Annotated in this window: 26 protein-coding genes, 1 other RNA gene, 1 pseudogene and 2 riboswitches; of the genes and pseudogenes, 13 read left to right on the top strand and 15 right to left on the bottom strand. The window is 66.7% G+C overall.

Annotation, left to right across the window (positions count from 1 at the left end):
* Positions 1–631: 631 nt before the first annotated feature.
* The 8 genes from HUJ28_01210 to gcvT form a co-directional block, all read right to left on the bottom strand.
* A complete protein-coding gene (locus HUJ28_01210; protein ID MBD3618078.1) occupies positions 632–1,456 on the bottom strand; it encodes a UDP-2,3-diacylglucosamine diphosphatase in 825 nt (274 codons plus the stop codon).
* Positions 1,457–1,712: 256 nt separating this feature from the next.
* Positions 1,713–2,297, bottom strand: coding sequence for a hypothetical protein (locus tag HUJ28_01205; GenBank protein MBD3618077.1), 585 nt, complete (start codon positions 2,295–2,297; stop codon positions 1,713–1,715).
* 27 nt (positions 2,298–2,324) lie between these two features.
* Positions 2,325–2,687, bottom strand: coding sequence for a diacylglycerol kinase (locus tag HUJ28_01200; protein MBD3618076.1), 363 nt, complete (start codon positions 2,685–2,687; stop codon positions 2,325–2,327).
* Positions 2,687–4,144, bottom strand: a complete 1,458-nt coding sequence (gene gcvPB / locus HUJ28_01195; GenBank protein ID MBD3618075.1) for an aminomethyl-transferring glycine dehydrogenase subunit GcvPB — start codon at positions 4,142–4,144, stop codon at positions 2,687–2,689. Before gcvPB ends, HUJ28_01200 begins: the two co-directional genes overlap by 1 nt.
* 131 nt (positions 4,145–4,275) lie before the next feature.
* Entirely contained in the window at positions 4,276–4,773 is a 498-nt protein-coding gene (gene tpx / locus HUJ28_01190; GenBank protein ID MBD3618074.1) for a thiol peroxidase, read from the bottom strand.
* Positions 4,774–4,830: 57 nt separating this feature from the next.
* Positions 4,831–6,186, bottom strand: coding sequence for an aminomethyl-transferring glycine dehydrogenase subunit GcvPA (gene gcvPA / locus HUJ28_01185; GenBank protein ID MBD3618073.1), 1,356 nt, complete (start codon positions 6,184–6,186; stop codon positions 4,831–4,833).
* A gap of 39 nt (positions 6,187–6,225) precedes the next feature.
* Positions 6,226–6,618: a glycine cleavage system protein GcvH gene (gene gcvH, locus HUJ28_01180; protein MBD3618072.1), complete on the bottom strand. Its 393-nt coding sequence runs from the start codon at positions 6,616–6,618 to the stop codon at positions 6,226–6,228.
* Positions 6,619–6,663: 45 nt separating this feature from the next.
* Positions 6,664–7,755, bottom strand: coding sequence for a glycine cleavage system aminomethyltransferase GcvT (gene gcvT / locus HUJ28_01175; protein MBD3618071.1), 1,092 nt, complete (start codon positions 7,753–7,755; stop codon positions 6,664–6,666).
* A 47-nt stretch (positions 7,756–7,802) separates the two neighbouring features.
* Positions 7,803–7,899, bottom strand: a riboswitch (glycine riboswitch).
* Positions 7,900–7,929: 30 nt separating this feature from the next.
* Positions 7,930–8,020: riboswitch (glycine riboswitch) on the bottom strand.
* A 128-nt stretch (positions 8,021–8,148) separates the two neighbouring features.
* On the opposite strand from gcvT, the gene HUJ28_01170 reads away from it, so the two are divergent.
* The 3 genes from HUJ28_01170 to HUJ28_01160 all read left to right on the top strand — a co-directional run bounded on the left by HUJ28_01170 (position 8,149) and on the right by HUJ28_01160 (position 12,140).
* The gene (locus tag HUJ28_01170) at positions 8,149–8,643 is read left to right on the top strand and encodes a copper chaperone PCu(A)C (GenBank protein MBD3618070.1); all 495 of its coding nucleotides are present in this window, start codon (positions 8,149–8,151) and stop codon (positions 8,641–8,643) included.
* A 192-nt stretch (positions 8,644–8,835) separates the two neighbouring features.
* Positions 8,836–9,723 carry a phosphate/phosphite/phosphonate ABC transporter substrate-binding protein gene (locus HUJ28_01165; GenBank protein ID MBD3618069.1) on the top strand — a complete coding sequence of 296 codons (888 nt, stop codon included), beginning with the start codon at positions 8,836–8,838 and terminating at the stop codon, positions 9,721–9,723.
* Positions 9,720–12,140, top strand: a complete 2,421-nt coding sequence (locus HUJ28_01160; protein MBD3618068.1) for an EAL domain-containing protein — start codon at positions 9,720–9,722, stop codon at positions 12,138–12,140. The genes HUJ28_01165 and HUJ28_01160 overlap by 4 nt, the downstream gene beginning before the upstream one ends.
* Before the next feature lie 166 nt (positions 12,141–12,306).
* Here HUJ28_01160 and HUJ28_01155 read toward each other — a convergent pair whose 3' ends face one another.
* Genes HUJ28_01155 through HUJ28_01135 form a run of 5 tightly spaced genes read right to left on the bottom strand, consistent with a single transcriptional unit; the run spans position 12,307 to position 17,031 of the window.
* The gene (locus tag HUJ28_01155; GenBank protein MBD3618067.1) at positions 12,307–13,515 is read right to left on the bottom strand and encodes a UbiH/UbiF/VisC/COQ6 family ubiquinone biosynthesis hydroxylase; all 1,209 of its coding nucleotides are present in this window, start codon (positions 13,513–13,515) and stop codon (positions 12,307–12,309) included.
* The gene (gene ubiH / locus HUJ28_01150; GenBank protein MBD3618066.1) at positions 13,512–14,771 is read right to left on the bottom strand and encodes a 2-octaprenyl-6-methoxyphenyl hydroxylase; all 1,260 of its coding nucleotides are present in this window, start codon (positions 14,769–14,771) and stop codon (positions 13,512–13,514) included. Before ubiH ends, HUJ28_01155 begins: the two co-directional genes overlap by 4 nt.
* Positions 14,771–16,093 (bottom strand): Xaa-Pro aminopeptidase, encoded by a 1,323-nt coding sequence (gene pepP, locus HUJ28_01145; protein MBD3618065.1) that lies wholly within the window; start codon positions 16,091–16,093, stop codon positions 14,771–14,773. The genes ubiH and pepP overlap by 1 nt, the downstream gene beginning before the upstream one ends.
* Before the next feature lie 60 nt (positions 16,094–16,153).
* A complete protein-coding gene (locus HUJ28_01140) occupies positions 16,154–16,699 on the bottom strand; it encodes a UPF0149 family protein (protein MBD3618064.1) in 546 nt (181 codons plus the stop codon).
* A 29-nt stretch (positions 16,700–16,728) separates the two neighbouring features.
* On the bottom strand, positions 16,729–17,031 hold the full coding sequence (locus HUJ28_01135) for a hypothetical protein (protein ID MBD3618063.1): 303 nt from the start codon (positions 17,029–17,031) through the stop codon (positions 16,729–16,731).
* Between the two features lie 153 nt (positions 17,032–17,184).
* On the opposite strand from HUJ28_01135, the gene HUJ28_01130 reads away from it, so the two are divergent.
* From HUJ28_01130 to HUJ28_01095, 8 genes and pseudogenes are all read left to right on the top strand, one after another.
* On the top strand, positions 17,185–17,421 hold the full coding sequence (locus HUJ28_01130; GenBank protein MBD3618062.1) for a TIGR02449 family protein: 237 nt from the start codon (positions 17,185–17,187) through the stop codon (positions 17,419–17,421).
* The gene (locus tag HUJ28_01125; protein ID MBD3618061.1) at positions 17,418–17,729 is read left to right on the top strand and encodes a cell division protein ZapA; all 312 of its coding nucleotides are present in this window, start codon (positions 17,418–17,420) and stop codon (positions 17,727–17,729) included. The genes HUJ28_01130 and HUJ28_01125 overlap by 4 nt, the downstream gene beginning before the upstream one ends.
* 62 nt (positions 17,730–17,791) lie before the next feature.
* Positions 17,792–17,991: non-coding RNA, 6S RNA (gene ssrS, locus HUJ28_01120), on the top strand.
* Positions 17,992–18,119: 128 nt separating this feature from the next.
* Positions 18,120–18,725, top strand: a complete 606-nt coding sequence (locus HUJ28_01115; protein MBD3618060.1) for a 5-formyltetrahydrofolate cyclo-ligase — start codon at positions 18,120–18,122, stop codon at positions 18,723–18,725.
* A gap of 76 nt (positions 18,726–18,801) precedes the next feature.
* On the top strand, positions 18,802–19,269 hold the full coding sequence (locus HUJ28_01110; GenBank protein MBD3618059.1) for an EVE domain-containing protein: 468 nt from the start codon (positions 18,802–18,804) through the stop codon (positions 19,267–19,269).
* Between the two features lie 4 nt (positions 19,270–19,273).
* Positions 19,274–19,951, top strand: a complete 678-nt coding sequence (locus HUJ28_01105) for a glutathione S-transferase (protein ID MBD3618058.1) — start codon at positions 19,274–19,276, stop codon at positions 19,949–19,951.
* 29 nt (positions 19,952–19,980) lie between these two features.
* The gene (locus HUJ28_01100; GenBank protein MBD3618057.1) at positions 19,981–20,313 is read left to right on the top strand and encodes a hypothetical protein; all 333 of its coding nucleotides are present in this window, start codon (positions 19,981–19,983) and stop codon (positions 20,311–20,313) included.
* A gap of 186 nt (positions 20,314–20,499) precedes the next feature.
* A pseudogene (locus tag HUJ28_01095) lies at positions 20,500–20,781 on the top strand (histone).
* A gap of 561 nt (positions 20,782–21,342) precedes the next feature.
* Here the strand turns inward: HUJ28_01095 and rpiA are convergent.
* On the bottom strand, positions 21,343–22,002 hold the full coding sequence (gene rpiA, locus HUJ28_01090) for a ribose-5-phosphate isomerase RpiA (protein ID MBD3618056.1): 660 nt from the start codon (positions 22,000–22,002) through the stop codon (positions 21,343–21,345).
* A 194-nt stretch (positions 22,003–22,196) separates the two neighbouring features.
* Between rpiA and ilvA the strand changes: the two genes are divergently transcribed.
* Positions 22,197–23,711: a threonine ammonia-lyase, biosynthetic gene (gene ilvA / locus HUJ28_01085; GenBank protein ID MBD3618055.1), complete on the top strand. Its 1,515-nt coding sequence runs from the start codon at positions 22,197–22,199 to the stop codon at positions 23,709–23,711.
* Positions 23,712–23,993: 282 nt separating this feature from the next.
* On the opposite strand, the gene HUJ28_01080 is transcribed toward ilvA, so the two are convergent.
* The gene (locus tag HUJ28_01080; GenBank protein ID MBD3618054.1) at positions 23,994–24,764 is read right to left on the bottom strand and encodes an inositol-phosphate phosphatase; all 771 of its coding nucleotides are present in this window, start codon (positions 24,762–24,764) and stop codon (positions 23,994–23,996) included.
* A 128-nt stretch (positions 24,765–24,892) separates the two neighbouring features.
* On the opposite strand from HUJ28_01080, the gene HUJ28_01075 reads away from it, so the two are divergent.
* Positions 24,893–25,462, top strand: a complete 570-nt coding sequence (locus tag HUJ28_01075) for a hypothetical protein (GenBank protein MBD3618053.1) — start codon at positions 24,893–24,895, stop codon at positions 25,460–25,462.
* Positions 25,463–25,542 lie beyond the last annotated feature (80 nt).

Genomic DNA, 25,542 nt, shown 5'->3' with positions numbered 1-25,542 from the left:
GGCCAGATGCCAAGCTCGTCCCTCCACCCCGACAAGCCCTTTCTGGCCTGTCGGGACACAACATACAAGCCGAGCCCTCTCGGCGATAACGACCTTGCCCGCTGCACAACCCCATCGGCCAGAGGGCTGGCCTCCTACCGGAGGGTGGAGCGGGAGGCGTCTAGTGTGAGGCATGGGTGGCGCTACGCGCCTTGAAGCTGTTTTAGCCACAGAGGGCACAGAGGGGAAGAGCCATACACGTAGCCGAGCCCCCTCGGCGATAACGACCATGCCCGCTGCACAACCCCATCGGCCAGAGGGCTGGCCTCCTACCGGAGGATGGGGCGGAAGGCGTCAGGTGTGAGGCATGGGTGGCGCTACGCGCCTTGAAGCTGTTTTAGCCACAGAGGGCACAGAGGGGAAGAGCCATACACGTAGGAGCCGAGCCCTCTCGGCGATAACGACCATGCCCGCTGCACAACCCCATCGGCCAGAGGGATGGCCTCCTACCGGAGGGTGGGGCGGGAGGCGTCAAGTGTGAGGCATGGGTGGCGCTATGCGCCTTGAAGCTGTTTTAGCCACAGAGGGCACAGAGATCACAGAGGAAGAAAACAGCCCGACTCAGCTCTGTGTCCTCTGTGGCAATTGGCCTTTACGCCTGATGCCTGAACCCTAACGCCGTCAACGGAATCAGCGCCGCCTCGACCGCCATCCCCTCGCTCACCTGCTCGATCTGCTTGCGGTCCGCCCAGTGCAGGAGGTTGAGGCGGCCCTCCGCGTCCTCGACCAGGGCGGTGCAGTGCTCCACCCAGTCGCCGTCGTTGCAGTAGAGGATGCCGTCGCGCGAGACGATGCCCGCCTTGTGGATGTGGCCGCAGATGTGACCGTCGTAGTCCTGGCTGGCGGCCGACCGGGCCACGGCGGTCTCGTACTTGTCCATGTAACGGCGCGCGTTCCCCACCTTCGACTTGATGAAGCTGGCGAGCGACCAGTAGGGGTGGCCGAAGCGGCGGCGCAGGCCGTTGAAGCCACGGTTGAGCATGAGCAGGAAGGGATAGATCCCGTCCCCCACCACGCGCAGCAGGCCGTTGTGACGCACAAAGGTATCGAACTCGTCGCCATGGCTGACGAAGAACCGGCGCCCGTCGTTCGTCCGGTGTTCCGCATCACGCAGGATCTTCACGCCGTTGATCTCGGTGCCGACGAAGTCGCGCATCAGTTCATCGTGATTGCCCGGGATATAGACCACCCGACAGCCCTTCGCCGCCTTCTCGAAGATCAGCTGCAACACCCGCGTATGTGAGGGCGGCCAGTGCACCGAGCGGCGCATCGCCCACAGGTCGACGATGTCGCCGACCAGGTAGAGAAACTCGCTCTCGGTGGACTCGAGAAAATCGACCAGGAAGTCCGCGCGGCAGTCGCGCGTACCCAGGTGCACGTCGGAGATGAAGATGCTGCGAAAGTGCAAGGACGTCATGGCGGCCCCTCCATGATGGTTTGGAGGAGGATTGCAGGCGGGGATGACGCGGACGTGAAGCGGGGGTTACGGGGGGATTAAGTCACAAGTTGCGTAGGAGCCGAGCCCTCTCGGCGATGATGACCATGCCGGGTGCAACCCTATCGGCCAGGGGGCTGGCCTCCTACATTTTTGTGCCTGTCACCACACCGTAGGAGCCGAGCCCTCTCGGCGATGGCCTCCGTGCCGGTACCTTGTCGGCCAGGGTGCTGGCCTCCTACCTCAACTCCGCATGCTCCACATATACCAGCTCGCAGGCGCCGTTGCCGGTGTCGTTGCGGGTGAGCGAGCTGACCCAGTGCCAGCCATCGTCGGCATCGGCGCGCACGAGGCGTCCCTGGATGCGGACGACCTGCCCCGGGCGCGCATCGAGCAGGGTGTCGCGGACGCCCTTGTCGGCGGGGATCATGTGCATGTTGGCGGAGTGGGTCTCGATGTCGCGGCGCGGGATGGGGAACTGCTCGACACGCCAGTAATAGAAGCGATTGGACTGACGGATGCTGATGTGCCGGAGCACCTCGGAGTCGGACATCGGCCCCCAGCCCAGGGCGAGATCGACGGGTGACAGCTCGGCCTCGCGCCCGATACGGTAGCGCTCGGTGGCGAGCACGCGGGCCTCGATCTCGAAATCGGCCAGGGCGGTGAGCGCGTAGCCGTTGTGCGTCAGGGCGGGTGCCGCATGCAGGTCCCGCTGGACTGGGATGCTCGGCGCCAGCTGCCCCGGCGGCACCTCGACCGGTTGCCGGCCCATCCAGTAGAACAGCAGGGCGATGCCGCCGAGTATCAGGAGGAGTCGTTTCATGCGGGGTCTCCGGGTATTGCCGGCCCGTCAGCCGAAGAGCACCAGACCCCAGACCACGGGGACGTTCACCTGGGCGATGAAGGAGGCGGCCGACCCCATGTCCTTGGCGCGACCGGAGAGCTTGTGCTGCTCGGAGCCGAAACGGTCGACCACGGCCTCGATGCCGGAATTGAGCACCTCGACCACCAGCACCAGCATGAGCACGCTGATGAGCAGCGCACGCTCCACACCGGTCTGGCCGAAGTAGAGCGCCGCCGGGGCGAGGATGACGAACAGCAGCAGTTCCTGGCGGAATGCCGCCTCGTGCTTGAAGGTGGAGCGCAGCCCCTTCCAGGAGTAGTAACCGGCCCGCACGATACGTATCAGGCCGGTATTCCCGGGTTTGCCCATCAGGCCGCAGTCCCGGGGTTGTAGCGCAGGTCGAGTTCGCGCGCCGCGCGCACCTCGTCGAAACGGCGGTTCGGCTGGGTATAGGGCGCGCCCTTCACCTTCTCCGGATCGCTCTCGGCCTCGGCCTGGATGGCGACCATGGCATCGACGAAACCGTCCAGCGCCTCCTTCGCTTCCGTTTCGGTGGGCTCGATGAGCAGACACTCGGGCACCAGCAGCGGGAAGTAGGTGGTCGGCGCGTGGAAGCCGAAGTCCAGCAGGCGCTTGGCGAAGTCCATCGCGGTCACGCCCTGTTCCTTCGCCTGGCGCTTGAGGGTGACGATGAACTCGTGGGTGGCACGGCGCTCGGGGAAGGCGAGGTCGAAACCCTTCTCGCGCAGGCGCGCCATCAGGTAGTTGGCGTTGAGCGTGGAGAAGTCGGCCACACGGTGCATGCCGTCACGACCAAGCATGCGCATGTAGATGTAGGCGCGCAGCAGCACCCCGGCGTTGCCGGCAAAGGCGGAGAGCCGGCCGATGCTCTGCGGCAGGTCGGCCTGTTTCAGCCAGCGATAGCGCTCGCCCTCCTTTTCCACCACCGGGATCGGGCGGAAGGGCATCAGGCGTTCGCTCACCCCCACGGCCCCCGCGCCCGGACCGCCACCGCCGTGCGGCGTGGAGAAGGTCTTGTGCAGGTTCATGTGAATGACGTCGAAGCCCATGTCGCCCGGGCGCACCTTGCCGAGGATGGCGTTGAGGTTGGCGCCGTCGTAGTAGAGCAGGCCGCCCGCATCGTGGATGGTCTTCGCGATCTCCTTGATCCTGCGTTCGAACACGCCCAGCGTGGACGGGTTGGTGAGCATGATGCCGGCGGTCTGGGGGCCAACGGCGGCCTTCAGCGCGTCCATGTCGACGTCGCCCTGCCGGTCGGTGGGGATCTCCTTCACCGTGTAACCGCACATCACGGCGGTGGCCGGGTTTGTGCCGTGCGCCGCGTCCGGCACCAGGATCTCGGTGCGGGCGCTGTCGCCGCGCGACTCGTGGTAGGCGCGGATCATCGCCACACCTGCAAACTCGCCCTGGGCACCGGCCATCGGCGTGAGCGACACGCCCTTCATGCCGGTGACGTCCTTGAGCATCTCCTGCAGCTCGAACATGCAGGCGAGGAACCCCTGGCTGTGGGTCTCGGGCGCCAGCGGGTGGCGGTCGAGGAACCCCGGCAGCATGGCCAGGCTGTTACAGGCCCGCGGGTTGTACTTCATGGTGCAGGAACCCAGCGGATAGAACTGCGTGTCGATGGAGAAGTTCTTCTGCGACAGACGCGTGTAGTGTCGTACCACCTGCATCTCCGACACCTCGGGCAGCGGCGCGCGCTGCCGGCGGCGGAAGCGTTCCGGCAGGCCCTTGGCCTCGACCTTCTCGAGCGGCGCCTGGGCGGCGGCGCGGCGACCTTCACGGGAGTGTTCGAAAATCAGCATGTCTCGGTCCTGACTCACGTCGGCCTGCGGCCGGCTGTATCTCAAATAGGTAACCGTAGGAGCGCTGCAGGGCGCGATGGCGTTCCAGCGCAGGTCAAAGCCTGATCGCGCCTTGCGGCGCTCCTACATTTTTAGAGCGCAGCCAGCGCCTTGTCGTAATCCGGCTCCTCGGCGATCTCTGGCACGAGCTGCGTATAAACGACCTTGTCGTTCTCGTCCACGACCACCACGGCACGGGCGGTGATGCCGGCCAGCGGGCCGTCGGTGATGAGCACGCCGTAGTCCTTGGCGAAGTGGCGGTCGCGCATGATGGACAGCGGCACGACCTTGTCGACGTTCTCGGCACCGCAGAAGCGGCCCATGGCGAACGGCAGGTCGGCGGCGATCACCAGCATCACCACGTCGTCACGGTCCTTGGCGAAGTCGTTGAACTTCTTCGTCGAGGTGGCGCAGACCGGGGTATCGAGGCTCGGCACGATGTTGAGCAGCTTCTTCTTGCCCTTCCAGGTATCCAGCGTGACGTCCTGCAGGTCGGTGTTCACCAGCGTGAAGGCCGGGGCCTGGCTGCCGACGGCCGGCAGCTCGCCGTTGGTGTGGATCTCATTTCCTTGCAGCGTGATCTTTGCCATGTCTGTTCTCCTTGGGATGCTTTCTGGATTGTCTTTGTCGTGTCTTTTGATGGCCCGCTAGGCCAGCGCGGTCCTGAGGGCCGCGACGTAGGCGTCGAGGTCGGCCCCGGTCTTGGTCTCGGTGGCACAGGCCAGCAGGCAGTCGGCCATGTCCGGGTAGTCCTGGCCGAGGTCGTAACCGCCCAGCACGCCCTGCCCGGCCATGCTCGCGAGCACCCCGGCGGCAGGACGGTCGAGCTTCAGCACCACCTCGTGGAAGTGCTCGCCGGTGAACAGCGGCTTCACGCCTGCGGCCGCGACGCGCTCGACCAGGGCCTGCGTGTTGGCATGGCTGGCAGCCGCCACGCGCTCCAGGCCCTCGGGCCCCAGCAGGGCCATGTGGATGGTGGAGGCGGTGACCACCAGCCCCTGGTTGGTGCAGATGTTCGAGGTGGCCTTGGAACGGCGGATGTGCTGCTCGCGCGCCTGCAGCGTGAGCACGAAACCGCGCTTGCCGTCGGCATCCACGGTACGCCCGACGATACGCCCGGGCATCTGGCGGGCATGTTCCTGCCGGCAGCACATCAGGCCGTAATACGGCCCGCCGGAGGACAGCGGCGCGCCCAGCGGCTGGCCGTCGCCGCAGACGATGTCCACGCCGTCGTCGCCCCACTCGCCCGGGGGGGTGAGCAGCGCGAGCGTGAGCGGGTTGACCACCGCGATCACCAGCACGTTGTTGGCACGCGCCCAGCGGGTGAGTTCGTCCACCTCTTCCAGCGTACCGAAGAAATTTGGCTGCTGGATGACAAGCGCGGTGTAGTCCTCGCCCTCATAGGGCTTGAGCGCATCCAGCGAGACCCGGCCGCTGGCCGGATCGAAGGGCACCTCCACCAGCTCGATCGCCTGGCCGTCGACGATGGCATGCGTGGTGGCGCGATACGCCGGGTGCACGCTGGTCGGCACCAGGATGCGGCGCGACTTCGACTTGCGATGGACGCGCACCGCCATGAGCACGGCCTCGGCCAGCGCCGAGGCGCCGTCGTACAGCGAGGCGTTGGAGACGTCCATGCCGGTCAGCCCGGTCATCATCGTCTGGTACTCGTAGATGAGCTGCAGCGTGCCCTGCGAGGCCTCGGCCTGGTAGGGCGTGTAGGCGCTGTAGAACTCGCCGCGGGTGGCGATCTGCCAGACGGCGGCCGGGATGTGGTGCTCGTAGGCGCCCGCGCCGATGAAGTTGAGCGCGCCGGCATCCTGGGCCGCGCGCCCGCCCATCAGGCGGGTGATCTCCATCTCGCTCATGGCATCCGGGATGCCCTTGAGCTCACCCGTGCGCAGCTCGGCCGGGATCTCGTCGAACAGCGTCTCGATGCTGGGCACGCCGATGGTGGCCAGCATCTCGCGGATGTCGTCTTGCGTGTGCGGAATGAACGGCATGGGTTGATCCGTGTTGTCGAAATGGAGCCCGTCAGTCGATCAGGCTTCGTCTTCCAGCAGCTGGTTGTAGGCGTTGGCGTCCATCAGGCCATCGAGGTCACCGGCATTCGCCGGGCGCAGCTTGAACAGCCAGCCCTCGCCGTAGGCATCGTTGTTGACGACCTCGGGGGAATCGGCCAGGGCCTCGTTGCCTTCCACCACCTCGCCGGCCAGCGGCGCGTAGACATCGGAGGCGGCCTTCACGGACTCGACCACCGCGCAGGCATCCTCGGCGGCCAGGTTGGAGCCGGCCTCCGGGGTCTCGACGAAGACCAGGTCGCCCAGCAGCTCCTGGGCATGGTCGGTGACACCGACGGTGACGGTGCCATCGCCGTTGTCGCGCACCCACTCGTGGCTCTTGGTGTATTTCAGGTCGGACGGTACGTTGCTCATGATCGTGCCCCTCAAGGTTCAGTCAGTACGGTTCGATTGTGGCTGTCAGAGTTCGATGCAGGCCTTGCCGTTGCGCACGAACGGCGGCTTGACGATGCGCGCCGGCAGGCGCTTGTTGCGGATCTCGACCTCGCAGCGCGCGTCGGTGCCCACGGGCACGCGGCCCATGGCGATGGCCACGCCCAGGGTCGGCGAGAAGGTGCCACTGGTGACCTCGCCCTCGCCGACACCCTCGACGATGATCTTCTGGTGCGAACGCAGCACGCCCTTGCCCTCCAGCACCAGGCCGACGAATTTCTGCTGCACACCCGCGGCCTTCTGCTGCTCCAGCGCCTGGCGGCCGATGAAGCCGCGTTCGGCCGGCTCCCAGGCCACGGTCCAGGCCAGGCCGGCCGCCAGCGGGGAGATGTCCTCGTCCATGTCGGTGCCGTAGAGGTTCATGCCCGCCTCCAGACGCAGGGTGTCGCGCGCGCCCAGACCGATGGGCTTGACGCCGGCGGCCGCCAGCGCGCCCCAGAAACCGGGGGCGTCGGCATTGGGCAGCATGATCTCGAAGCCGTCCTCGCCGGTGTAGCCGGTGCGGGCGATGAAGAGCTCGCCCAGCTGCTGGCCGACGAACACGCCCAGGTTCTCGGCGGCGGTGCGGTCGCCGTCCTCCAGCAGCGAACAGACGATCCCGCGGGCCGACGGGCCCTGCACGGCGATCATGGACAGGTCGTCGCGCTCGCTGAGGCTGACGTCGAAGCCCTCGGCCTGGCGGCGCATCCAGGCCAGATCCTTGTCGCGCGTGGCGGCGTTGACCACCACGCGGTAGAAGTCGTCGGCCAGGTAATAGGTGATGAGGTCGTCGATGACGCCGCCGCGCTCGTTGAGCATGCAGCTGTACAGCGCCTTGCCCGGCGTCTTGAGCTTGGCCACGTCGTTGGCCAGCAGGTGGCGCAGGTAGTCGCGCACGCCCGCGCCGCGCAGATCGACCACCACCATGTGCGAGACGTCGAACATCCCGGCGGCCTCGCGGACGGTGTGGTGCTCCTCGATCTGGGAGCCGTAGTGGATGGGCATCTCCCAGCCGGCAAAGTCCACCATGCGGGCCCCGGCTTCCAGATGCTGGTCGTACAGTGCGGTGCGATTGGCCATGTCATCTCCCAAACGAAAAAAGGCGGCCGGCCGGCATTGCTGCCGTCGGCCGCCCCTCTGTCCGGTAACCTGAGAGATTGGGGCGCTGCCGCGCTCCCCTCACCTTCGGTGGGCCCCACGGGGCCGCTCTCCAGAGCCAATCGAAGAGGCGCGGACGGAAGATCCGGCGGCCTCAAACCCCTCGCGGTCCTTTTGCCTGAGCGTTTCCGGGCGGAAATTGCGCCTTCGGCGCCCGGGCATGCCGGGCCTCTCCCACGAGAATGTCGATCAGACTGGGGAATATAAACCAGGCCGCGGCGGATCGAAAGCCCGCCCGGGCGTGACCCCGGTCATTCCCCTGCCGGTCAGGCCTGTTATGATGCCGGTTCGAGACCATCCGAGGATTCGACGACCATGCACACCCTTCTCCGACTCGCCCTCCTCTCCCTGACCCTGTGCCTTGCCGCCGCGGCCCAGGCCGACGACGCCGTGACGGCCAGCGATGCCTGGATCCGCGAGGCCCCGCCCGGCGCCCCGATGCTGGCCGGCTACCTGGTGCTCACCAACCACTCCGGGACCGAACGCGCCCTGGTGAAGGCCGAGGGCGCCGACTTCGGGGCCATCGAGCTGCATCGGTCGGTATTCGAGGACGGCATGGCCCGCATGATGCCCCAGGAACGCATCCCGGTGCCGGCCGGCGGGGCCGTGGAGCTCAAGCCCGGCGACTACCACCTCATGCTCATGCGCCCGGCACGCCCCCTGCGCGCCGGGGATGTCAGCGAGATCACGCTGCACTTCGATGACGGCAGCCGCCTGCCGGTCCGGGCCGAGGTGCGCCGGGCGGGCATCGACGGGGCCCAGCCCCACGGTCATGACCACGGCCATGACAACGGGCACACGCATCACTAGGCCGCGCCCGCACCACGCGTCACCGCTCGTCGGCAAAATTCCCCGGCTCGTGCCGGCCGGGGAATACCCCCACCCCACAGGCCGACTACCCTGAGGACGCGCTGGCCTGCGGCTGCGAGCCCGGCTCGCGCCCCCTACGCAGAAAAAACACTACACTCGTTATTTCATGCTCCCCACGGTGAGTCCCGGACCATGATCTTGCACACCTTCATCGGGCGGCTCGGCCTCGCCCTGCTGCTCATCGGCGGCCTGCTGCCCGTACTCGCCGCCGCCGAACCGCCGGAGCAGCGGCCATTGCGCCTCGGCGTGCTCTCGCTGGCCCCACCGGCTCAGACCCATACCGACTGGCAGCCGTTTGCCGATTACCTGGGAGACCGGCTGGGACGGCGCATCAGCATCGTGGTACCTCGCGGCTTCGAGGCCATGCGCGACGCCATCAAGGCCGGCGAACTCGACTTCTTCTACATCAACGGCCACATCCACTACCGGCTCAAGCAGAGCGGTCACTCGGTGGCGGTGCTGCAGATGATCAACCTGGAGGGCCGCAACGTCAGCCAGAGCCACATCTTCGTGCGTGCCGACAGCGGCATCCGCACGGTGGCCGACCTGGAAAACCGGCGCATCGCCTATGTCAGCCCCATGGGCGCCGGCTCCTATCTCGCGCCGCGGTCCTATCTCTATGAGCAGGGCATCGAGAGCGGCGTCGAGACACAGGAGTTCTTCACCCGCAATCACCCGAATTCCGTCTACGGCGTGCTGCTCGGCGACTACGATGCCGCCGCCCTCTGCCGCCTGCGCTACCAGCTGCTTAGCGAGAAGATCGACATGGGCGACCTCGCCGTGGTGGGCGTGAGCTTCGAGTATGCCGAGCACGTCATCGCTGTCCGCCCCGACCTCGACCCCGGGATCGTCTCGGCCCTGCGCGAGGCCGGCATGGGCATGATCAACGACGCACAGGGCCGTGCCATCCTCGCCGCCATGCGACCGCTCAAGATCCAGTCCTTCGCCGCCTACGACCCCGCCGTGGAGGAGCTCACCCGGCACCAGCTCGAGATCATGCAGGGCGGGGAAGCCGAATGAGGCATTCGCTGTTCCGTCGCCTGCTGCTCAGCCTGGTGGCGGTGTTTCTCGCCACCACCCTCCTGCTGGGCTACATCCTCTACGAGACCACCGAGCACCGTTTCGAGACCAGCCGCGAGATGCAGGCGCGCACGCTGGCGGCAGCACTGGCCGAGGGCAGCCTGGATGCCCTGGCCGCACGCGACTACGAGCTGCTGGAGCGCTGGCTCAAGGCCGCCATCCCCGCCGAAGACTATGCCTACGCCTATATCTCGCGCCCCAACGGGCTGATCGTCGCGCACACGGACCCCGGCAAGGTGGCCACGCGCCATGACGCCTATCGCCAGCTCGCCGACACCCTGGTCACCCGCAAGCATTACCAGGGACAGCCGGTGATCGAGATCATCGAACCCGTTTACCTCGGCCGCCAGCATTTCGCCAACGCCCACGTGGCCTATTACATCGACCACGACAGCATCCTCGGCTTCGAGGACCTCTGGGTGCTCGGCACCGCCCTGCTGCTGGCCCTGCTCACCCTGACGCTCGCCACCTTCCTCCTCCTGCGCCACATCGTGCGCCCCATGACGCGCCTGGCCGGCCTCATCGACGGGGCCTCGCTGGACGGCACACCGCTGGACACGGCCCTGCTGGGCCGCGCCGACGAGGTCGGCCTGCTGGCACGCAATTTCGACGGCCTGCTCGCCCGGCTCGGCCAGAGCTACCGGGAACTCGCCAGCGAGAAGGACCGGGTACAGGTCATCCTCGATTCCATCACCGACGCCGTCATCAGCACCGATACCGAGGGCCGCGTCGACTACATGAACGCCATTGCCGAGACGCTGACCGGCTGGTCGCAACCCGAGGCCGCCGGCCGCCCCGTCGACGAGATCGTGCAGCTCACCGACGCCGACAGCGAGCAGGCCATTCATACCCAGGTGCTGAACTGCCTGCGCAACCGCGGCAGCCACGTCGGCACCAGCCCCCTGGTGCTCGGGGCCCGCAGCGGCCAGGAGCACATGGTGCTGGAGTCGGCCGCCGCCCTGCAGGCGCATGACGGCACGCTCACCGGTGCCGTACTGGTGCTGCGCGACATCACCGAACTCACCCGCGTCACCCGGCGCCTCGACTACCAGGCCACGCACGACGCCATCACCGGGCTCATCAACCGCTACGAATTCGAGCGCCGCGTCGAACTCGCGCTGATCGACGCCCGCCGCAACGGCAGCCAGCACGCCATCTGCTACATCGACCTCGACCAGTTCAAGATCATCAACGACACCGCCGGCCACGAGGCCGGCGATCACGTGCTGCGCATCCTGGCCGCACGCATGTCGCAGCTCAACATCTGCGACGGCCACTTCCACCTCGCGCGCCTGGGCGGCGACGAGTTCGCCATGCTGCTGTGGAACTGCAACCTCGAACAGGCACGCCAGGAGGCCGAGGCCGTGCTCGCCGCGATCCATGCCTCCAGCATCCAGTGGGAATCCCGCCAGTTCGAGCCCGGCGCCAGTATCGGCGTGGTGGCCATCACCGCCGACTCAGAGAACGTCACTCAGATCATGAAGGGCGCAGACGTCGCCTGCTACACCGCCAAGGACGAGGGCCGCGGCCGCATCTTCGTGCTCGACGAGGCCACCGGCCAGGACTCCATGCACCAGCGCCAGCTGATGCGTGCCACCCTGCTGAAGGACGCGCTGGCCAGCGCACGCCTGCACCTGGTCGCCCAGCCCATCGTCTCCCTGGACGGCAGCGACCGCCGGCCGCACTACGAACTGCTGCTGCGCATGACCGACCTCGACGGACAGATCGTCTCGGCCGGCCCCTTCATCCCGGCGGCCGAACGCTTCGGCGTGATGCAGGCCATCGATCGCTGGGTGGTGGAAGCCGCGCTGTCGCTGGTCCATGACCCGCGCTACGACATCGGCGATGCCATCCTGTCCATCAACCTGTCGGGCAACTCGCTGGGCGACGACCGCTTCCTCGACTACGTCTGCGAGGCCATGGCCGCGCACGAGACGCCGGGCGAACAGATCTGCTTCGAGATCACCGAGACCGCGGCCGTCACCCACCTGGAACGTGCCGAGACCTTCATCCGCCAGCTGCGCAAGCGCGGCTGCAGCTTCTCGCTGGACGACTTCGGCAGCGGCCTGTCCTCGTTCATGTACCTGAAGAAACTGCCGGTGGATTACCTCAAGATCGACGGCGCCTTCGTCAAGGAGATGATCGACGATCCCACCGACGAGGCGATGGTGGCCGCCATCCACGAGGTCGGCCAGGTGATGGGCATGAAGACCATCGCCGAATTCGCCTCCTCGGAGGCCATCGTCCGGCGATTGCGCGACCTCGGCGTCGATTACGCCCAGGGCTACGCCCTGGGAAAACCGCAGGAACTCGCCGACGTGCTCCCCAGACGCCGGGACACCCGCAGCCGGGCGTGAACGGAGTCGGGCGTTAGATTTGAGACGTGAGATGTGAGACGGGCATGGCCCGTCCTATGTGTTAACGCCACAGAGGTCACAGAGCGCACAGAGTCAAAACGGACTCCCGGTCATCTCTGTGACCTCTGTGACCTCTGTGGCAATCAGACTTACCGCCGAACGCCTTTCACCGCGCCAACGTCGGCCGCTCCCCGCTCAGCCCCATCGCCCGTCGTATCAGTTCGTGCTTGACCGGTCCTGCGCGGTTGGTGAGCGCGAGCCCCGTGTTGCGCAGCCAGGCGAGCGGGGCGAGGTCGTTGCCGAACAGCAGCTTGAAGCCTTCCATGGCGCGCATGGTGAGGAAGTTGTCGCCGCGGCGCGCGCGCTCGTAGCGACGCAGCAGGGCGTGGTGGCCGAGGTCGCCGCCGGCCGGCACCCCGGCCAGTACGTCGGCCAGCGCGGCCGCATCGAGGAAGCCGAGGTTGGCCCCCTGCCCGGCGAGCGGGTGGATGGTGTGGGCGGCATCGCCCACCAGGGCGATGCGCGGACGCACGTACGCGGCGGCCTGGGAGCCCGCCAGCGGGAAGGCGGCACGCGGCGAGACGGAGACGATCCCGCCCAGGCGGTGGCCGAAGGCCGCGCCCAGCTCGCGGGCGAAGCTCGCATCGTCCATTGCCATCAGGGCCTCGGCGCGGGCATCGTCCGCCGACCAGACGATGGAGCAGCGCCCGTCGGCCAGCGGCAGGAAGGCCAGCGGCCCCGTGGGCAGGAAGCGCTGCCAGGCGGTAGCTGCATGCGGTTTCTCGGTGGCCACGGTGGCGACCACGCCGCGCTGGCCATAGGCCTGGCGCGCCACGTCGATGCCGGCCAGTTCGCGCACCTTTGATCGCGCGCCGTCGGCCCCGACCACGAGCGGGGTGCGCCGCTCGCGCCCGTCCTCCAGCGTGAGCCGCGCGCCATCCGCCTCGACCGTCAGGGCCGCGAGCGAGGCCGGGCACAGCCAGCTCACGTTGTCCTCGTGCTTCAGGCGCTCGAGCAGGGCATCCTGGATCACGCGGTTCTCGATGATGTGACCGAGGTTGGGCTCGCCGAGCTCGGCGCAGTCGAAATGGATCTCGCCGTTGCCGGTGGCGTCCCACACGTGCATGTGCGCGTAGGGGCTGGCGCGGCGCGCGAGCATGCCCGGCCAGGCGCCCAGGTGTTCGAAGATGCGCTGCGAGGCCCGGCTGATGGCCGAGACGCGCAGGTCGTAGTCGGCGGCGGGGTCGAAGGGGGCGGGCTCGCGCGCCTCGATCACGGCGATGCGCCGGCCCTCGCGGGCGAGCGCGCAACCCAGCGTCGCACCCACCATGCCGCCGCCGACGATCACCACGTCATGGTACTGCGCCCCCGTCATCGGGCAGCCTCCAGCGGCAGGCCGCGCGCGAGCCGCGGGCCGGTGTGGCGAATCCCCATGTTCTGGCGTGCCAGCCAGTGGCGCAGCGGACCGACGAGGTCCACGGCGAGGAGTCCGGCGGCACGGGCATGACCCAGCGCAAAGGAGGCGTTGGAGAAGAGCCGCACCAGCGCATCGGTGTAGCGCACCACGTCGCGGGTGTCGGCCGCGCGGCCGGTCTCGTAGGCGTCGAGCACCTCGATGCCGCCGATGTCGCCGCCCGCATGGCAGGCGTCGGCCACGAGTTCCGCCAGCAGGGCCACGTCGCGCAGGGCGAGGTTGTAGCCCTGGCCGGCCACCGGGTGCAGGGTGTGGGCGGCGTTGCCGACGATGGCCACGCGCCGGCGCGTGAATTCGGTGCTGTGCGTGAGCGCCAGCGGATAGCTCGCCCGCCGCCCCACGCGCGTGAAGCGCCCCAGCCGGTAGCCGAAGCGTTCCTGCAGGGCGGCGAGGAAGGCCGCATCGTCCAGCGCCTCGGTACGCGCAAGCTCCGCGCTGCGGTGCGTCCACACCAGCGAGCAGCGCGTCTCGCCATCCGGGCCCGGCGTCATCGGCAGCAGCGCCAGCGGCCCGCTGTCGGTGAAGCGCTCGTAGGCGACGTGGCGATGCGGCGCACTCACGCCCACGTTGGCGATGAGCGCGGCCTGGCCGTAGTCCTCGGTGACGGCATTGATGCCCAGCCGGCGACGCACCGGCGAGCCGGTGCCGTCGGCGGCCACCAGCAGGTTCGCGCTCAGCCGCCGCGGCTCCCCGTCGCAGTCCACCTCGGCCGTCACGCCCGACTCGGCGTTGTCGAAATCCACCAGGGTGGCCGGCGCGATCAGTTCCACGTTCGGCCGCTCGGCCAGCGCCTGCATCAGCACGCGGCCCATGACGCGGTTCTCGATCACGTAGCCCAGGGCCTCGACACCCTCCTCGGCATGGTCGATGCGCGCAGCGCCGAAGTGGCCGCGGTCGGAGACGTGGATATGGCGGATGGGCGCGACCTCGTCGCACAGCGCCTCCCACAGGCCGGCGCCGCGCAGGATGCGATGTGAGCCCCAGGACAGGGCGATGGAGCGGTCGTCGAAGCTCGGCGAGGGCGGCGCCTCCCCGGGTACGCCGAAGGGCCGCGCCTCCAGCATGCCGATGGCCAGCCCGGTATCGGCCAGCGCGGCGGCGAGCGTGGCGCCCACCATGCCGCCGCCGACGATGAGGATGTCGTAGTGCTTACGCATCAGGCCGCGGCCGCCTCGCTCATGAGGGCCTCGATGGCATCCGGGTGCTTGGGCGCGGCCTCGGTGAGCACGTCATGGCCGTCTCTGGTAACGAGCACGTCGTCCTCGATGCGGATACCGATGTCATGGTAGCGCTTCGGCACGCCCTTGCTGCCGGCCGGGATGTAGAGGCCGGGCTCGACCGTGGTCACCATGCCCGGTTCCAGCAGGCGCCATTCCTCGTCGAGCTTGTAATCGCCCACGTCGTGCACGTCGAGTCCCAGCCAGTGGCCGGTGCGGTGCATGTAGAAGCGGCGGTACTCGCCCTCCTTGATCAGCTGGGCGGGCTTGCCCTTGAGCAGCCCCAGCTCGACCAGTCCGCGGGTGAGCACCTTCACCGCGGCCATGTGCGGATCGTTCCAGTGGTTGCCGGGCACGGTCTTCGCAATGGCCGCGGCCTGCGCCTCCAGCACCACCTCGTAGAGTTCGCGCTGGGCGTCACTGAAGCGACCGTTCACCGGGAAGGTGCGGGTGATGTCCGAGGCGTAGCCCAGGTGTTCGGCGCCGGCATCGATCAGCAGCAGGTCGCCGTCCTTCAGCTCGTCGGTGTTCTCGGTGTAGTGCAGGATGCAGCCGTTGGCCCCGCCGCCGACGATGCTCTGGTAGGCAGGCTCGGCGCCGTTGCGGCGGAATTCGTACAGCAGCTCCGCCTCGATCTCGTATTCCTTCATGCCCGGCCGGCAGACCTGCATGGCCCGCCGGTGCGCCGTCACGGCGATACGCGCGGCCTCCTTCATCGCCTTGACCTCGGAGCGCGACTTGTACAGGCGCATGTCGTGCAGCAGGTATTCCAGCGAGATGAACTCGTGCGGCGGATGGGCGCCGGCGCGCACCTGCTCGCGCAGGCGGTTGATCCAGCCCATCAGTTTCTGGTCGAAATCGGTGTCGCGGCCCATGGTGTAGTACACCGTGTCGCGATCCTCCATCAGGCCGGGCAGGATCTCGTCGATGTCGGAGATGGGGAAGGAATCGTCCGCACCGTACTGCTCGATGGCGCCGTCCTGGCCGGCGCGGCGGCCGTGCCAGGTCTCCATCACCGGATCACGCTCGCGGCAGAACAGCACGTACTCGCCGTGCTCGCGCCCCGGCACCAGCACCGCCACCGCCTCGGGCTCGGAGAAACCGGTGAGGTACAGGAAGTCACTGTCCTGCCGGTAGGGGTACTCGGCATCACGGTTACGGATGCGCACCGGCGCGGCCGGGATGATGGCGATGGCGTGCCTGTCCATCATCCGCATCAGCTGCTTGCGGCGGCGGGTGAATTCGCTCAGCGGTATGCTCATAACACCTCGGGAAGGGCTTTAACGGCGCCGTGATCCGGCGCCTGCGATCTGCGACACCGATCAGTGCAGCCGCGGCGGCGCCTTGCTCGGCTGCATCTCCTCGTTGACCATCAGCACGCCCATGCGCACGTACTCGCTGACCTCGGCATAGGCGGTCTCGTCTTCCTCGCCCGTACCCACCTCGAAACTGGCACGGGCGATCTCGTTGAGGTCCTTCACGAACTCGGCCGTGTCTTCCGGCAGCTCGTCACCGGCACGGTAACCCGCCATGGCCAGGCCGTAAAGAAACCCCTGGCACCATTCGGCCAGGGCACGCACGCGCAGTTCCAGCGGCTCGTCGTCGTCGGGCAGCAGCAGCGCAAAGTCGAGATTGCTGTCATCCAGGCTGCGCTGGGTCTGTTCGTACAGCTCCAGCAGCTGGCGACGCGCCTCGCCGACCAGGGCGTCACCCGCCTCGCCCTGCTCCAGCAGGGTGTCGATCCAGCGGCCCACGTCGATGGCGTGGTTGAGCGACAGCATGCCGCACAGCGCGCCATGGCCCTCGGCGGCGCCGGTCTCGGCATCCACGCGCTCCAGGGCTGCCTGCAGGGTGTCGAAGTCGGTCATGTCAGGGAAATCCTTCCGGGATACCGGGATCAGAAGGCCTCGATGCGGGCCTCGTAGGGCAGCAGGATGAAGCGGTAGAGGTCGTCGCCGAACTGCATGTGCGTGAAGTCCGGCGCCCCCAGGGTGATGGTGTTGCCGCCTGCAAGCGAACGGCCGGCCAGGCCGAACTGCTTCTGCTCGATGAGCTCGGCCAGCAGGGCCTCCAGCTCGGCGTGGTCGATTTGCCCGGTATTGTCCACGATCCGGCAGGGCTTGCCGTTGTGGGCCTGGCCCTCGATGATCGTCGCCGCCTCGCTGATGGGCGGAATGCCCGCCGTGTCGCCCTGATTCATCGCCTGCCCCGTCGTGTTCGTCACAAACCGGGCATTTTACCACCAAGCCCCCGCGGCGGTCATCCGACCAGGGGCTAAGTAACTGATTTGGCGTCGCATAATTCCTGCGGCGTCGAGTTGACCGGCCCCGGTGCAGCACCTACTATTAGCCGCATGGAAAAAGAAAACATCAACGATGTCGCCGAGCAGGAACTGCGCAAGCTCGAGTTCCGTGTCGGCGAGCTGATCCAGACGGTCGAGCGCCTCAAGCAGGAAAACCGCATGCTGCGCGAGCAGAACGAGAACCTGACCGTGGACCGCGCCTCGCTGGTGGAAAAGAACGAGCTTGCCCGCACCAAGGTCGAGGCCATCATCACCCGCCTGCGCTCCATGGAAGACGCCGTCACATGAGCGACAGCGTCGCCGTCACCGTCAACATCCTCGGCAAGGAATTCCGGGTCGCCTGCCCGGCAGAGGAACAAAGCGCCCTGCTCGCCTCCGCCAACCTGCTCAACACCCGCATGCAGGAGATCCGCGAAGGCGGTCGCGTGGTCGGCGCAGACCGCATCGCCATCATGGCCGCCCTCAATCTCACCCACGAACTGCTGCAGAACCGCAACCAGCGCGAGGCCCTGAGCCAGTCCATGACCTCCCGCATCCGCCTGCTGCAGGACAAGATCGACCACGCCCTGGAAATGGGCCAGCAGATGGAATTCTGACGGCTACCCGCTGTCTCACCCCCTGCACAGTTTCTCCTCACTTGAGTTAAGCTAGTGTTTGGGCGCCTCTGCGGTGTTCGTGAGTGGCTGGGTATTATCCTTGAGCCTAATAACTTACCCCGGGATCCGAAGCCGCTGCCTGTGTGCACGTCCGTACAAATGCGCGCCCGTCGCGCATGCGGAAAGCCTGATGGCAGTGACAAGGTTCCCACTTGAACCGCTGGTTCAAGGTCGAAGGCCACCACGGCACTCGCGGAGTGCGCCCACCTTTTTTCTGATCCGACAAGGAATCCCCGCACGCGCGCCGCTCATGCCCCCTGGGTGCGAGGCGTGATTACTCCGTAAACGAAAATACAATCGCGCCTTGCGGCGCTCCTACACGCCTTCTCAATGGAAACCCGTACCGAACTACGCCGCGAGATCCGCGCCCGCCGCAAGGCCCTGGGCGAGGCGGAACGAGAGCACCTGGCCGACTGCGTCGCCCGGCACCTGCTCGCCTCCCAGCCGATCATCGCGGCACGCCGCATCGCGGGGTATCTCGCCGTCAACGGCGAGCTGGACCTCGAGCCCTTCCTGCTCGGGGCCATGGCGCGCGACAAGTCCGTGTACCTGCCCGTGCTCTCGCCGCTCAGCGACCAGCGCCTGTGGTTCATGGCCTGGCACGCCGAGACGCGCTTTGCCCCCAACCGTTTCGGCATTCCGGAACCCGTGGTCCACAAGCGCGACCTGATCCGCCCCATACAACTCGATGTCGTGCTTACGCCACTGGTGGGCTTCGACGACCGGGGCAACCGCCTCGGCATGGGCGGCGGCTTCTATGACCGCACCTTCGCCTTTCGCCGCCTGCGCCGCCACTGGCACCGGCCGCTGCTGATCGGCTGCGCCTACGGCTTCCAGCAGGTCGAGGCGCTGGCGAGCGAACCCTGGGACGTGCCGCTGGACGGTGTGGTCACCGAGGACGGCCTCACGCTCTTCGACCGCCGGCACCCCCGATAACCCCACGACCTGCGCGTTTTGCAGCCGGGCCACCTCCCCCTATACTGACACCCCATTGAAAACCGTGGGGGACACCATGCAGTACTGGCTGATGAAATCGGAACCGGACGTGTTCGGCATCGATCACCTGAAGGACGTGAAGGTCGAGCCCTGGGACGGCGTGCGCAACTACCAGGCGCGCAACATGATGCGCGACCAGATGAAGAAGGGCGACCAGATCTTCTTCTACCACTCCAACTGCGACGAACCCGGCATCGTCGGCATCATGACCGTGGCGAAGGAAGGCTACCCCGACCCCACCGCCTTCGACCCCGACGCCAAGTACTACGACCCCAAGAGCGACCCGGACAACCCCCGCTGGTACCTGGTTGACGTGCGCTACAAGCGCAAGCTCAAGCGCAACATCCCGCTCTCCGAGCTCAAGCAGTATCCCGAACTGGAAGACATGCAGCTGGTGCGCAAGGGCAACCGCCTGTCCATCATGCCGGTCACCGAGGCCCAGTGGGAGTTCATCCTGGGCCTGGAAGACGGCCCGAAGATCTAGCCCGATGACCGCGCTTTACCACTTCTGGTCGAGCCCGCATGCGCAGCGCGTACGCCTGGCGCTCAACTACAAGCAGGTGGACTACGCCGACCATCCGCTGGCCTATGATGACGACGAGACCTTCTTCGAGCTCGGCATCGCGCGCACCGTGCCCGCGCTGCAGCTCGACGACGGCCGCATCCTCACCGACTCGGTGGACATCCTCTGGCGTATCGACGAACTGTTCCCGGATACCCCGCCGCTGGTCACCGGCCGTATCGACGCCCCCGCCTGGCAGGCCCTGCTGGGCTGGCGCGAAAAGGTGGAGCATGTCATCGAACGCCTCTACGCCCCCATGCGCCCGGGCTACCGCGGCATCGGCGACGACGCGCAGACCCTGGCCGCCTACAAGGCCGAGGTCCAGGGCCGCTGGCACATGAGCGTGGAGGAGCTGGCCAACGACCGCTATGACGGCTACGGCCAGCTCGATCGCATGAGCCAGCTGCGTGCCCTCTCGCGTCACCTGGCGAAGAACCGCTTCTACATGGGCCAGATCAGCATCGCCGACATGCTGCTCTGCGCCGACCTCTACCCCGTGCAGGTCCTGGACGGCATCAGCCTGCCCATCGACCTCATGTATTACCTGAGCCGGGTCGGCGAGGCCTGCCATGTCAGCCTCGAAGACGGCCTGCTCGCATCCTGAACCCGCCATCCCAACCCTGGAGAGACACCATGACCCTGGGAGAACTGCTGCAATACCTGGAAAGCCACACCGACTACGACATCCTCGACGGCACGCCCGCCGATACCGTTGCCAGGGCGAAGGCAGGCGAGCACAAGAACGATCATGCCGCCGAGCTCATCAGCACCGCCCTGGAAAAGCTGGGCATCAACGGGGCCGACGACAGCATCGAACGCGTGCCCTTCGTCAATGCGCTGGCCCCGTTGCGCCTCAAATACATGGCCGATGACGCCCCCGTGGAAGGCTTTCGCTTCGTGGAAAAGGTCATCGCCACCACCGATGCGGCATTCAACGAGGAAGTGCTCACGCAGAAGGGCAAGTAACGCCCCGAAAGCATGCATGTGCAGAAGGCGACCACACCATGTGCACCACCTCACACCGCTGGTCGCCTTTTTTGCGCAAAACCGCCTGCATACAGGCATAAAATCGTGTTGACACGCTAGTATTTTCACTATGGTTGTTTATACTCAGGCGCGAGTCAGCAGCATTTTTCATTGGGAGGGCTAGCAATGGCCGTTAAGAAAGCCGCGACAAAGAAGAAGACCACCGCAAAAACCCGGATCAAGAAGACCGCTGCCAAGAAGGCGGCAACCAAGAAGAAGACCGCAACACGCAAGGCAGCCACCAAGAAAAAGGCCGCCCCGAAGAAGAAGGCCACCACCAAGAAAAAGGCTGCAACCAAGAAGAAGGCTGCCGCCAAGAAAAAGGTCGTGAAGAAGGCCGCGACCAAGAAAAAGGCGGCTGCCAAGAAAAAGGTAGCCACCAAGAAGAAGGCCGCAGCGAAGAAGAAGGTCGTGAAGAAAAAGGCCGGCGCCAAGAAGAAGGCGGCGACCAAGAAGAAGGTCGTGAAAAAGAAGGCCACGACCAAGAAGAAGGCGGCTGCCAAGAAAAAGGTAGCCACCAAGAAGAAGACCGCGAAGAAAAAGGCCGTCAAGAAGGCACCGGCAAAGAAGAAGGCCGTCACCAAGAAGAAGGCCGCACCGAAGAAGAAGGTCGTAAAGAAAACGGCCGGCGCCAAGAAGAAACGCGCCAGCCGCAAGGCCGCCCCGGCAGCAGCCCCGGCGACCACGACCCCGCCGACCGAGCAGTCCTGACGGTACGGCAACGAAAAAAGGCCCGCCATACGGCGGGCCTTTTTCATGGGGCCTTGTCTCAGCCAGGCCTCCAGTCATCGCGGTCCAAGGCGGATTTGCCACAGAGGGCACAGAGCAGGCTTCGCCGGAAGATCAGTGCCCACCCTGGATCACAGTCCCGCTGCACCGCATCAACACCACCTGCGGCCCTGTGTCCTCTGTGGCAAGCGGCTTCGGGCTATCAGCCGATGGGATGATCGACCGGTTGCTTCCTGGCCCTCAGGCCTCGATCTTCTTCACCCCTTCCGGCGTACCCAGGATCAACACGTCCGCGCCGCGGTGGGCGAAGATCCCGACCGTGACCACGCCCGGAATCTGGTTGATTGCGGTCTCCATCTTCTCCGGCTCCATGATCTGCAGGTTGTGCACGTCCAGGATGATGTTGCCGTTGTCCGTGGTGAAGCCTTCGCGCAGCACGGGCTGACCACCCATCTTCACCAGCTTGCGGGCCACCAGGCTGCGGGCCATGGGGATGACCTCGATGGGCAGCGGAAAGGCGCCCAGCACATCGACCAGCTTGCTGCCATCGGCGATACAGACGAACTTGTCGGAGGCGCCGGCCACGATCTTCTCGCGGGTCAGCGCACCGCCGCCGCCCTTGATCAGGTGCAGGTGACGGTTGGACTCGTCCGCGCCGTCCACGTAGAGCGAGAGCTGGCCGGCACTGTTGAGGTCCATCACGCGGATGCCGTGGCCCTTGAGGCGCTCGGCACTGGCCTCGGAACTGGCCACGGCACCGTCGATCCTGCCCTTCATGCCGGCCAGCAGGTCGATGAAGTGGTTGGCGGTGGAACCGGTACCGATGCCGACGATCATGCCGGATTCGACGTATTCGAGCGCGGCCTCGGCCGCGGCCCTCTTCATTTCGTCCTGGTTCATGCGTATATCCTCGAAGGTTGCGCGAAACCGCCCGGTCATTGACGGGGGTTCCGAAAATCGGGGGAAGCGGCCGGGCACAGGCTGGGCCACCGTGCCGCGAAACCAGCCAAGATACGGATATTTTTCCCTAACGACAAGGGCTTGGGTACACAGCGCGCTTGTCGGCCAATACCGCGGCCCTGTATCTTAGCCGCATGTCCCGCTCGCTCATCGAACGTATCCTCACCGCCCGCGTCTACGACGTGGCCCTCGAAACGCCGCTCATGGAGGCGGCCGCGCTGTCGCGCCGGCTGAACAACCGCGTCCTGCTGAAACGCGAGGACCTGCAACCCGTGTTCTCCTTCAAGCTGCGTGGGGCCTACAACAGGATCTTCCACCTGACGGACACCGAAAAGGCGCGCGGCGTGATCGCCGCCTCGGCCGGCAACCATGCCCAGGGTGTCGCCCTGGCGGGTAGACAGCTCGGCATCAAGGCGGTGATCGTGATGCCGCGCACCACGCCGGAGATCAAGGTGGAGTCGGTGCGTGCGCTGGGCGGCAAGGCCATCCTCAAGGGCGACGCCTTCGACGAGGCCTATGCCCATGCCCAGGAGCTGGCCGCACGCGACGGCATGACCTTCATCCACCCCTACGACGACCTCGACGTCATCGCCGGGCAGGGCACCATCGGCATGGAGCTGCAGCGCCAGCACCCGGATGCGATCGATGCCGTATTCGTACCCGTGGGCGGCGGTGGACTGATCGCCGGCGTGGCGGCCTACCTCAAGTACCTGCGCCCCGAGATCCGCATCATCGGCGTGGAGCCGGACGACGCGCCCACCCTGCATCACGCCATGGCAAAGGGCCGTCGCGTGGTGCTCGACCAGGTCGGCATCTTCGTCGATGGCGTGGCCGTGAAGCAGATCGGCAAGGAGACCTTCAAGATCGCCCGGCAGCACGTCGACGAGGTGATGCTGGTCAGCACCGACGAGATCTGCGCGGCGATCAAGGACGGCTTCGACGACACCCGCACCATGCTGGAGCCCGCCGGGGCCCTGTCCATCGCCGGCCTCAAGAACTACGTACAGCGCGAGGGCTGCGAGGGCCGGAACCTCATCGCCATCGCCAGCGGGGCGAACATCAACTTCGACCGCCTGCGCCATGTGGCCGAGCGGGCCGAGATCGGCGAGCGCCGCGAGGCCCTGTTCGCCGCCACCATCCCGGAACGCCCGGGCAGCTTCCGCAAGTTCTGCCGCGCCATCGGTAAACGGGGCATCACCGAGTTCAACTACCGCTACGCCGATCACCGCGACGCCCAGATCTTCGTCGGCGTGAAGGTCGCCAACGGCGGCGACGCCCGCGAGGCGCTGATGACGGACCTGCGCGACAAGGGCTACGACGTCGAGGACCTCACCGACAACGAGGTCGCCAAGCTGCACCTGCGCTACATGGTCGGCGGCCACGCCCCCGAGGTGGAAAACGAGCGCCTGTTCCGCTTCGAATTCCCGGAACGCCCGGGCGCCCTGCTCAACTTCCTCACCCACATGGGCCAGGACTGGAACATCACCCTCTTCCACTACCGCAACCACGGCGCCGCCTACGGCCGCGTCCTGGTGGGCATGCAGGTGCCGCGCGCAGACGACAAGCGCCTGCGCGACTTCCTCGAACAACTCAATTATCCGTACTGGGAAGAGACCGAGAACCCGGTGTACCGGCGGTTCCTGGGTTGACGGGTGTCAGGCGAGAGGCGGAAGGTCTAAGCCCCACAGAGGGCACAGAGAAAGGCCAGCACCCGTAGGAGCGCCCGCAAGGCGCGATCAGGGTTGGCAGCTCCGTCTCCGGTATGGGCATCGCAGCTTGCGCAGCTCCTACAGAAAACCACTGCTCTCGTAGGAGCGCTGCAAGGCGCGATCGGGGCGGTACCTTCACCCGGCACCGGGCATCGCAGCTTGCACCCAGAGGGCACAAGCGCAGCGCCTGCCCTCGAACCCGGACTTCGGCAGGCGCGCCACCTATACCTGGATGGCGTCGAATACCTGCTGATGCATGGCTGCGGAATTGCAGGCCAGCACGCTGCGGGTGGCGAGGTTGAGCGGCCGGCCCTCTAGGTCCGTGAACTTGCCGCCGGCCTCTTCCACGATCACCGACAGGGCGGCGATGTCGAGGATGTTCACATCCGACTCGAGCACGATGTCGATCCTGCCCGAGGCCAGCAGGTGGTAGTGGTAGAAATCGCCGTAGCCGCGCACGCGGTTCACGCCCTGCACCAGCTCGCCCACCTTGCCCCACTGCTGGCTGCCGGCGACGGTGGCGATGTTGCCAAGCGAGAGGGTGGCCTTGCCGATCTCGCTGATGTCGCTCACCCGGATGGGCTCGTCGTTGAGATACGCACCGCAGCCCTTCTCGGCATAGGCCATCTCGCCGAACACGGGGGCGTTGGAGACGCCCATGATGAGTTCGTCGCCCTTCATCAGCGCGATCTGGGTGGAGAAGAAGGGGTAGCGGCGCACGAAGCTCTTGGTGCCGTCGATGGGGTCGATGAGCCAGTTGTACTCGGCGTCCGCGTTGACCTTGCCGGTCTCCTCGCCGAAGAAGCCGTGATCCGGGAAGGCGTCGAGGATGATCTGCCGGATGGTCTTCTCGGTCTCCACGTCGGCCACGGTGACGGGACTCTGGTCGGCCTTGAGCTCAACCTCGAACTCGCCGAGGTAGTACTTGCGGATGACGGCCTCCGCGGCCCGGGCGGCCTGGATGGCGGTTTCAAGGTAGCGGCTCTTCTGCATGGATTCGGCCCCTGGGGCTGGCGGTTTGACGAAAGCGGGCAGTATACCGCAAGCGGGGGATGGCCCGGGGAGTGCACCAGGCGCGTGCTATAGTCGCAGGCTCACGTCATCGCCTTCCGGGAGGGCCCATGCCCCGACTGCTGCTGCTCTTTTCGCTGCTGTTCACCCTGGCGCCGCCCGTGCTGGCACAGGGCCCGGAGCTGCCCGCCCCGCCCGCGGGCTTCGACTGGCAGCGCCTGGAGCCGGCGAACGCCCACCTGCTGGTCCCGGTGGGCTGGCATTTCCGCCAGGAGCAGAACGAGGGCACGCTGGCCTATTTCGTCACCGAGACGGCCATCGTGCCGGGCGAGCTGTTCGAGGTGGGGCTGAGCCTGAACGTGATCCCGCAGATGCAGGCCCGCACCGGCCAGCACAACGCGGCCTCCTACGCCGAGGCCTATATCCGCCGCTGCGCCGACAGCTACGAGGGCGCGAAGGCCTGGGAGTTCGAGCAGGGGCCGTTCGCGGGCTACGGCTGCGAGTTCACCCACGAGGCCCGCCCGGGCAGCGTCATCACCATGTACATGCTGGCCATCGGCAACCGGCAGACCGACACCCTCTACGTGATGTGGTTCGAGGCCCCGGCAGACCGCTGGGAGACGGCCTGGCAGACCGGCGAGGTGATGATGCGCGGCTTCGCGCTGGACGACGGGTTCTGACCCTGTCGGCACCCGCGGCCACGGCGGTGAAGTTGAGCCCCTGGCAGGCTTCGCATACACTGCCGCCCACTCATTCAGAC

Source organism: Chromatiales bacterium (assembly GCA_014762505.1).
GTDB lineage: Bacteria > Pseudomonadota > Gammaproteobacteria > SpSt-1174 > SpSt-1174 > SpSt-1174.
The sequence above is the reverse complement of the archived record's forward strand: the minus strand, read 5'-3'. Positions and strand labels throughout refer to the sequence as shown.

Coding starts and splice junctions, on each gene's coding strand:
- HUJ28_01210 (MBD3618078.1), bottom strand. CDS start 1,456: ATGACGTCCTTGCACTTTCGCAGCATCTTCATCTCCGACGTGCACCTG.
- HUJ28_01205 (MBD3618077.1), bottom strand. CDS start 2,297: ATGAAACGACTCCTCCTGATACTCGGCGGCATCGCCCTGCTGTTCTAC.
- HUJ28_01200 (MBD3618076.1), bottom strand. CDS start 2,687: ATGGGCAAACCCGGGAATACCGGCCTGATACGTATCGTGCGGGCCGGT.
- gcvPB (MBD3618075.1), bottom strand. CDS start 4,144: ATGCTGATTTTCGAACACTCCCGTGAAGGTCGCCGCGCCGCCGCCCAG.
- tpx (MBD3618074.1), bottom strand. CDS start 4,773: ATGGCAAAGATCACGCTGCAAGGAAATGAGATCCACACCAACGGCGAG.
- gcvPA (MBD3618073.1), bottom strand. CDS start 6,186: ATGCCGTTCATTCCGCACACGCAAGACGACATCCGCGAGATGCTGGCC.
- gcvH (MBD3618072.1), bottom strand. CDS start 6,618: ATGAGCAACGTACCGTCCGACCTGAAATACACCAAGAGCCACGAGTGG.
- gcvT (MBD3618071.1), bottom strand. CDS start 7,755: ATGGCCAATCGCACCGCACTGTACGACCAGCATCTGGAAGCCGGGGCC.
- HUJ28_01170 (MBD3618070.1), top strand. CDS start 8,149: ATGCACACCCTTCTCCGACTCGCCCTCCTCTCCCTGACCCTGTGCCTT.
- HUJ28_01165 (MBD3618069.1), top strand. CDS start 8,836: ATGATCTTGCACACCTTCATCGGGCGGCTCGGCCTCGCCCTGCTGCTC.
- HUJ28_01160 (MBD3618068.1), top strand. CDS start 9,720: ATGAGGCATTCGCTGTTCCGTCGCCTGCTGCTCAGCCTGGTGGCGGTG.
- HUJ28_01155 (MBD3618067.1), bottom strand. CDS start 13,515: ATGACGGGGGCGCAGTACCATGACGTGGTGATCGTCGGCGGCGGCATG.
- ubiH (MBD3618066.1), bottom strand. CDS start 14,771: ATGCGTAAGCACTACGACATCCTCATCGTCGGCGGCGGCATGGTGGGC.
- pepP (MBD3618065.1), bottom strand. CDS start 16,093: ATGAGCATACCGCTGAGCGAATTCACCCGCCGCCGCAAGCAGCTGATG.
- HUJ28_01140 (MBD3618064.1), bottom strand. CDS start 16,699: ATGACCGACTTCGACACCCTGCAGGCAGCCCTGGAGCGCGTGGATGCC.
- HUJ28_01135 (MBD3618063.1), bottom strand. CDS start 17,031: ATGAATCAGGGCGACACGGCGGGCATTCCGCCCATCAGCGAGGCGGCG.
- HUJ28_01130 (MBD3618062.1), top strand. CDS start 17,185: ATGGAAAAAGAAAACATCAACGATGTCGCCGAGCAGGAACTGCGCAAG.
- HUJ28_01125 (MBD3618061.1), top strand. CDS start 17,418: ATGAGCGACAGCGTCGCCGTCACCGTCAACATCCTCGGCAAGGAATTC.
- HUJ28_01115 (MBD3618060.1), top strand. CDS start 18,120: ATGGAAACCCGTACCGAACTACGCCGCGAGATCCGCGCCCGCCGCAAG.
- HUJ28_01110 (MBD3618059.1), top strand. CDS start 18,802: ATGCAGTACTGGCTGATGAAATCGGAACCGGACGTGTTCGGCATCGAT.
- HUJ28_01105 (MBD3618058.1), top strand. CDS start 19,274: ATGACCGCGCTTTACCACTTCTGGTCGAGCCCGCATGCGCAGCGCGTA.
- HUJ28_01100 (MBD3618057.1), top strand. CDS start 19,981: ATGACCCTGGGAGAACTGCTGCAATACCTGGAAAGCCACACCGACTAC.
- rpiA (MBD3618056.1), bottom strand. CDS start 22,002: ATGAACCAGGACGAAATGAAGAGGGCCGCGGCCGAGGCCGCGCTCGAA.
- ilvA (MBD3618055.1), top strand. CDS start 22,197: ATGTCCCGCTCGCTCATCGAACGTATCCTCACCGCCCGCGTCTACGAC.
- HUJ28_01080 (MBD3618054.1), bottom strand. CDS start 24,764: ATGCAGAAGAGCCGCTACCTTGAAACCGCCATCCAGGCCGCCCGGGCC.
- HUJ28_01075 (MBD3618053.1), top strand. CDS start 24,893: ATGCCCCGACTGCTGCTGCTCTTTTCGCTGCTGTTCACCCTGGCGCCG.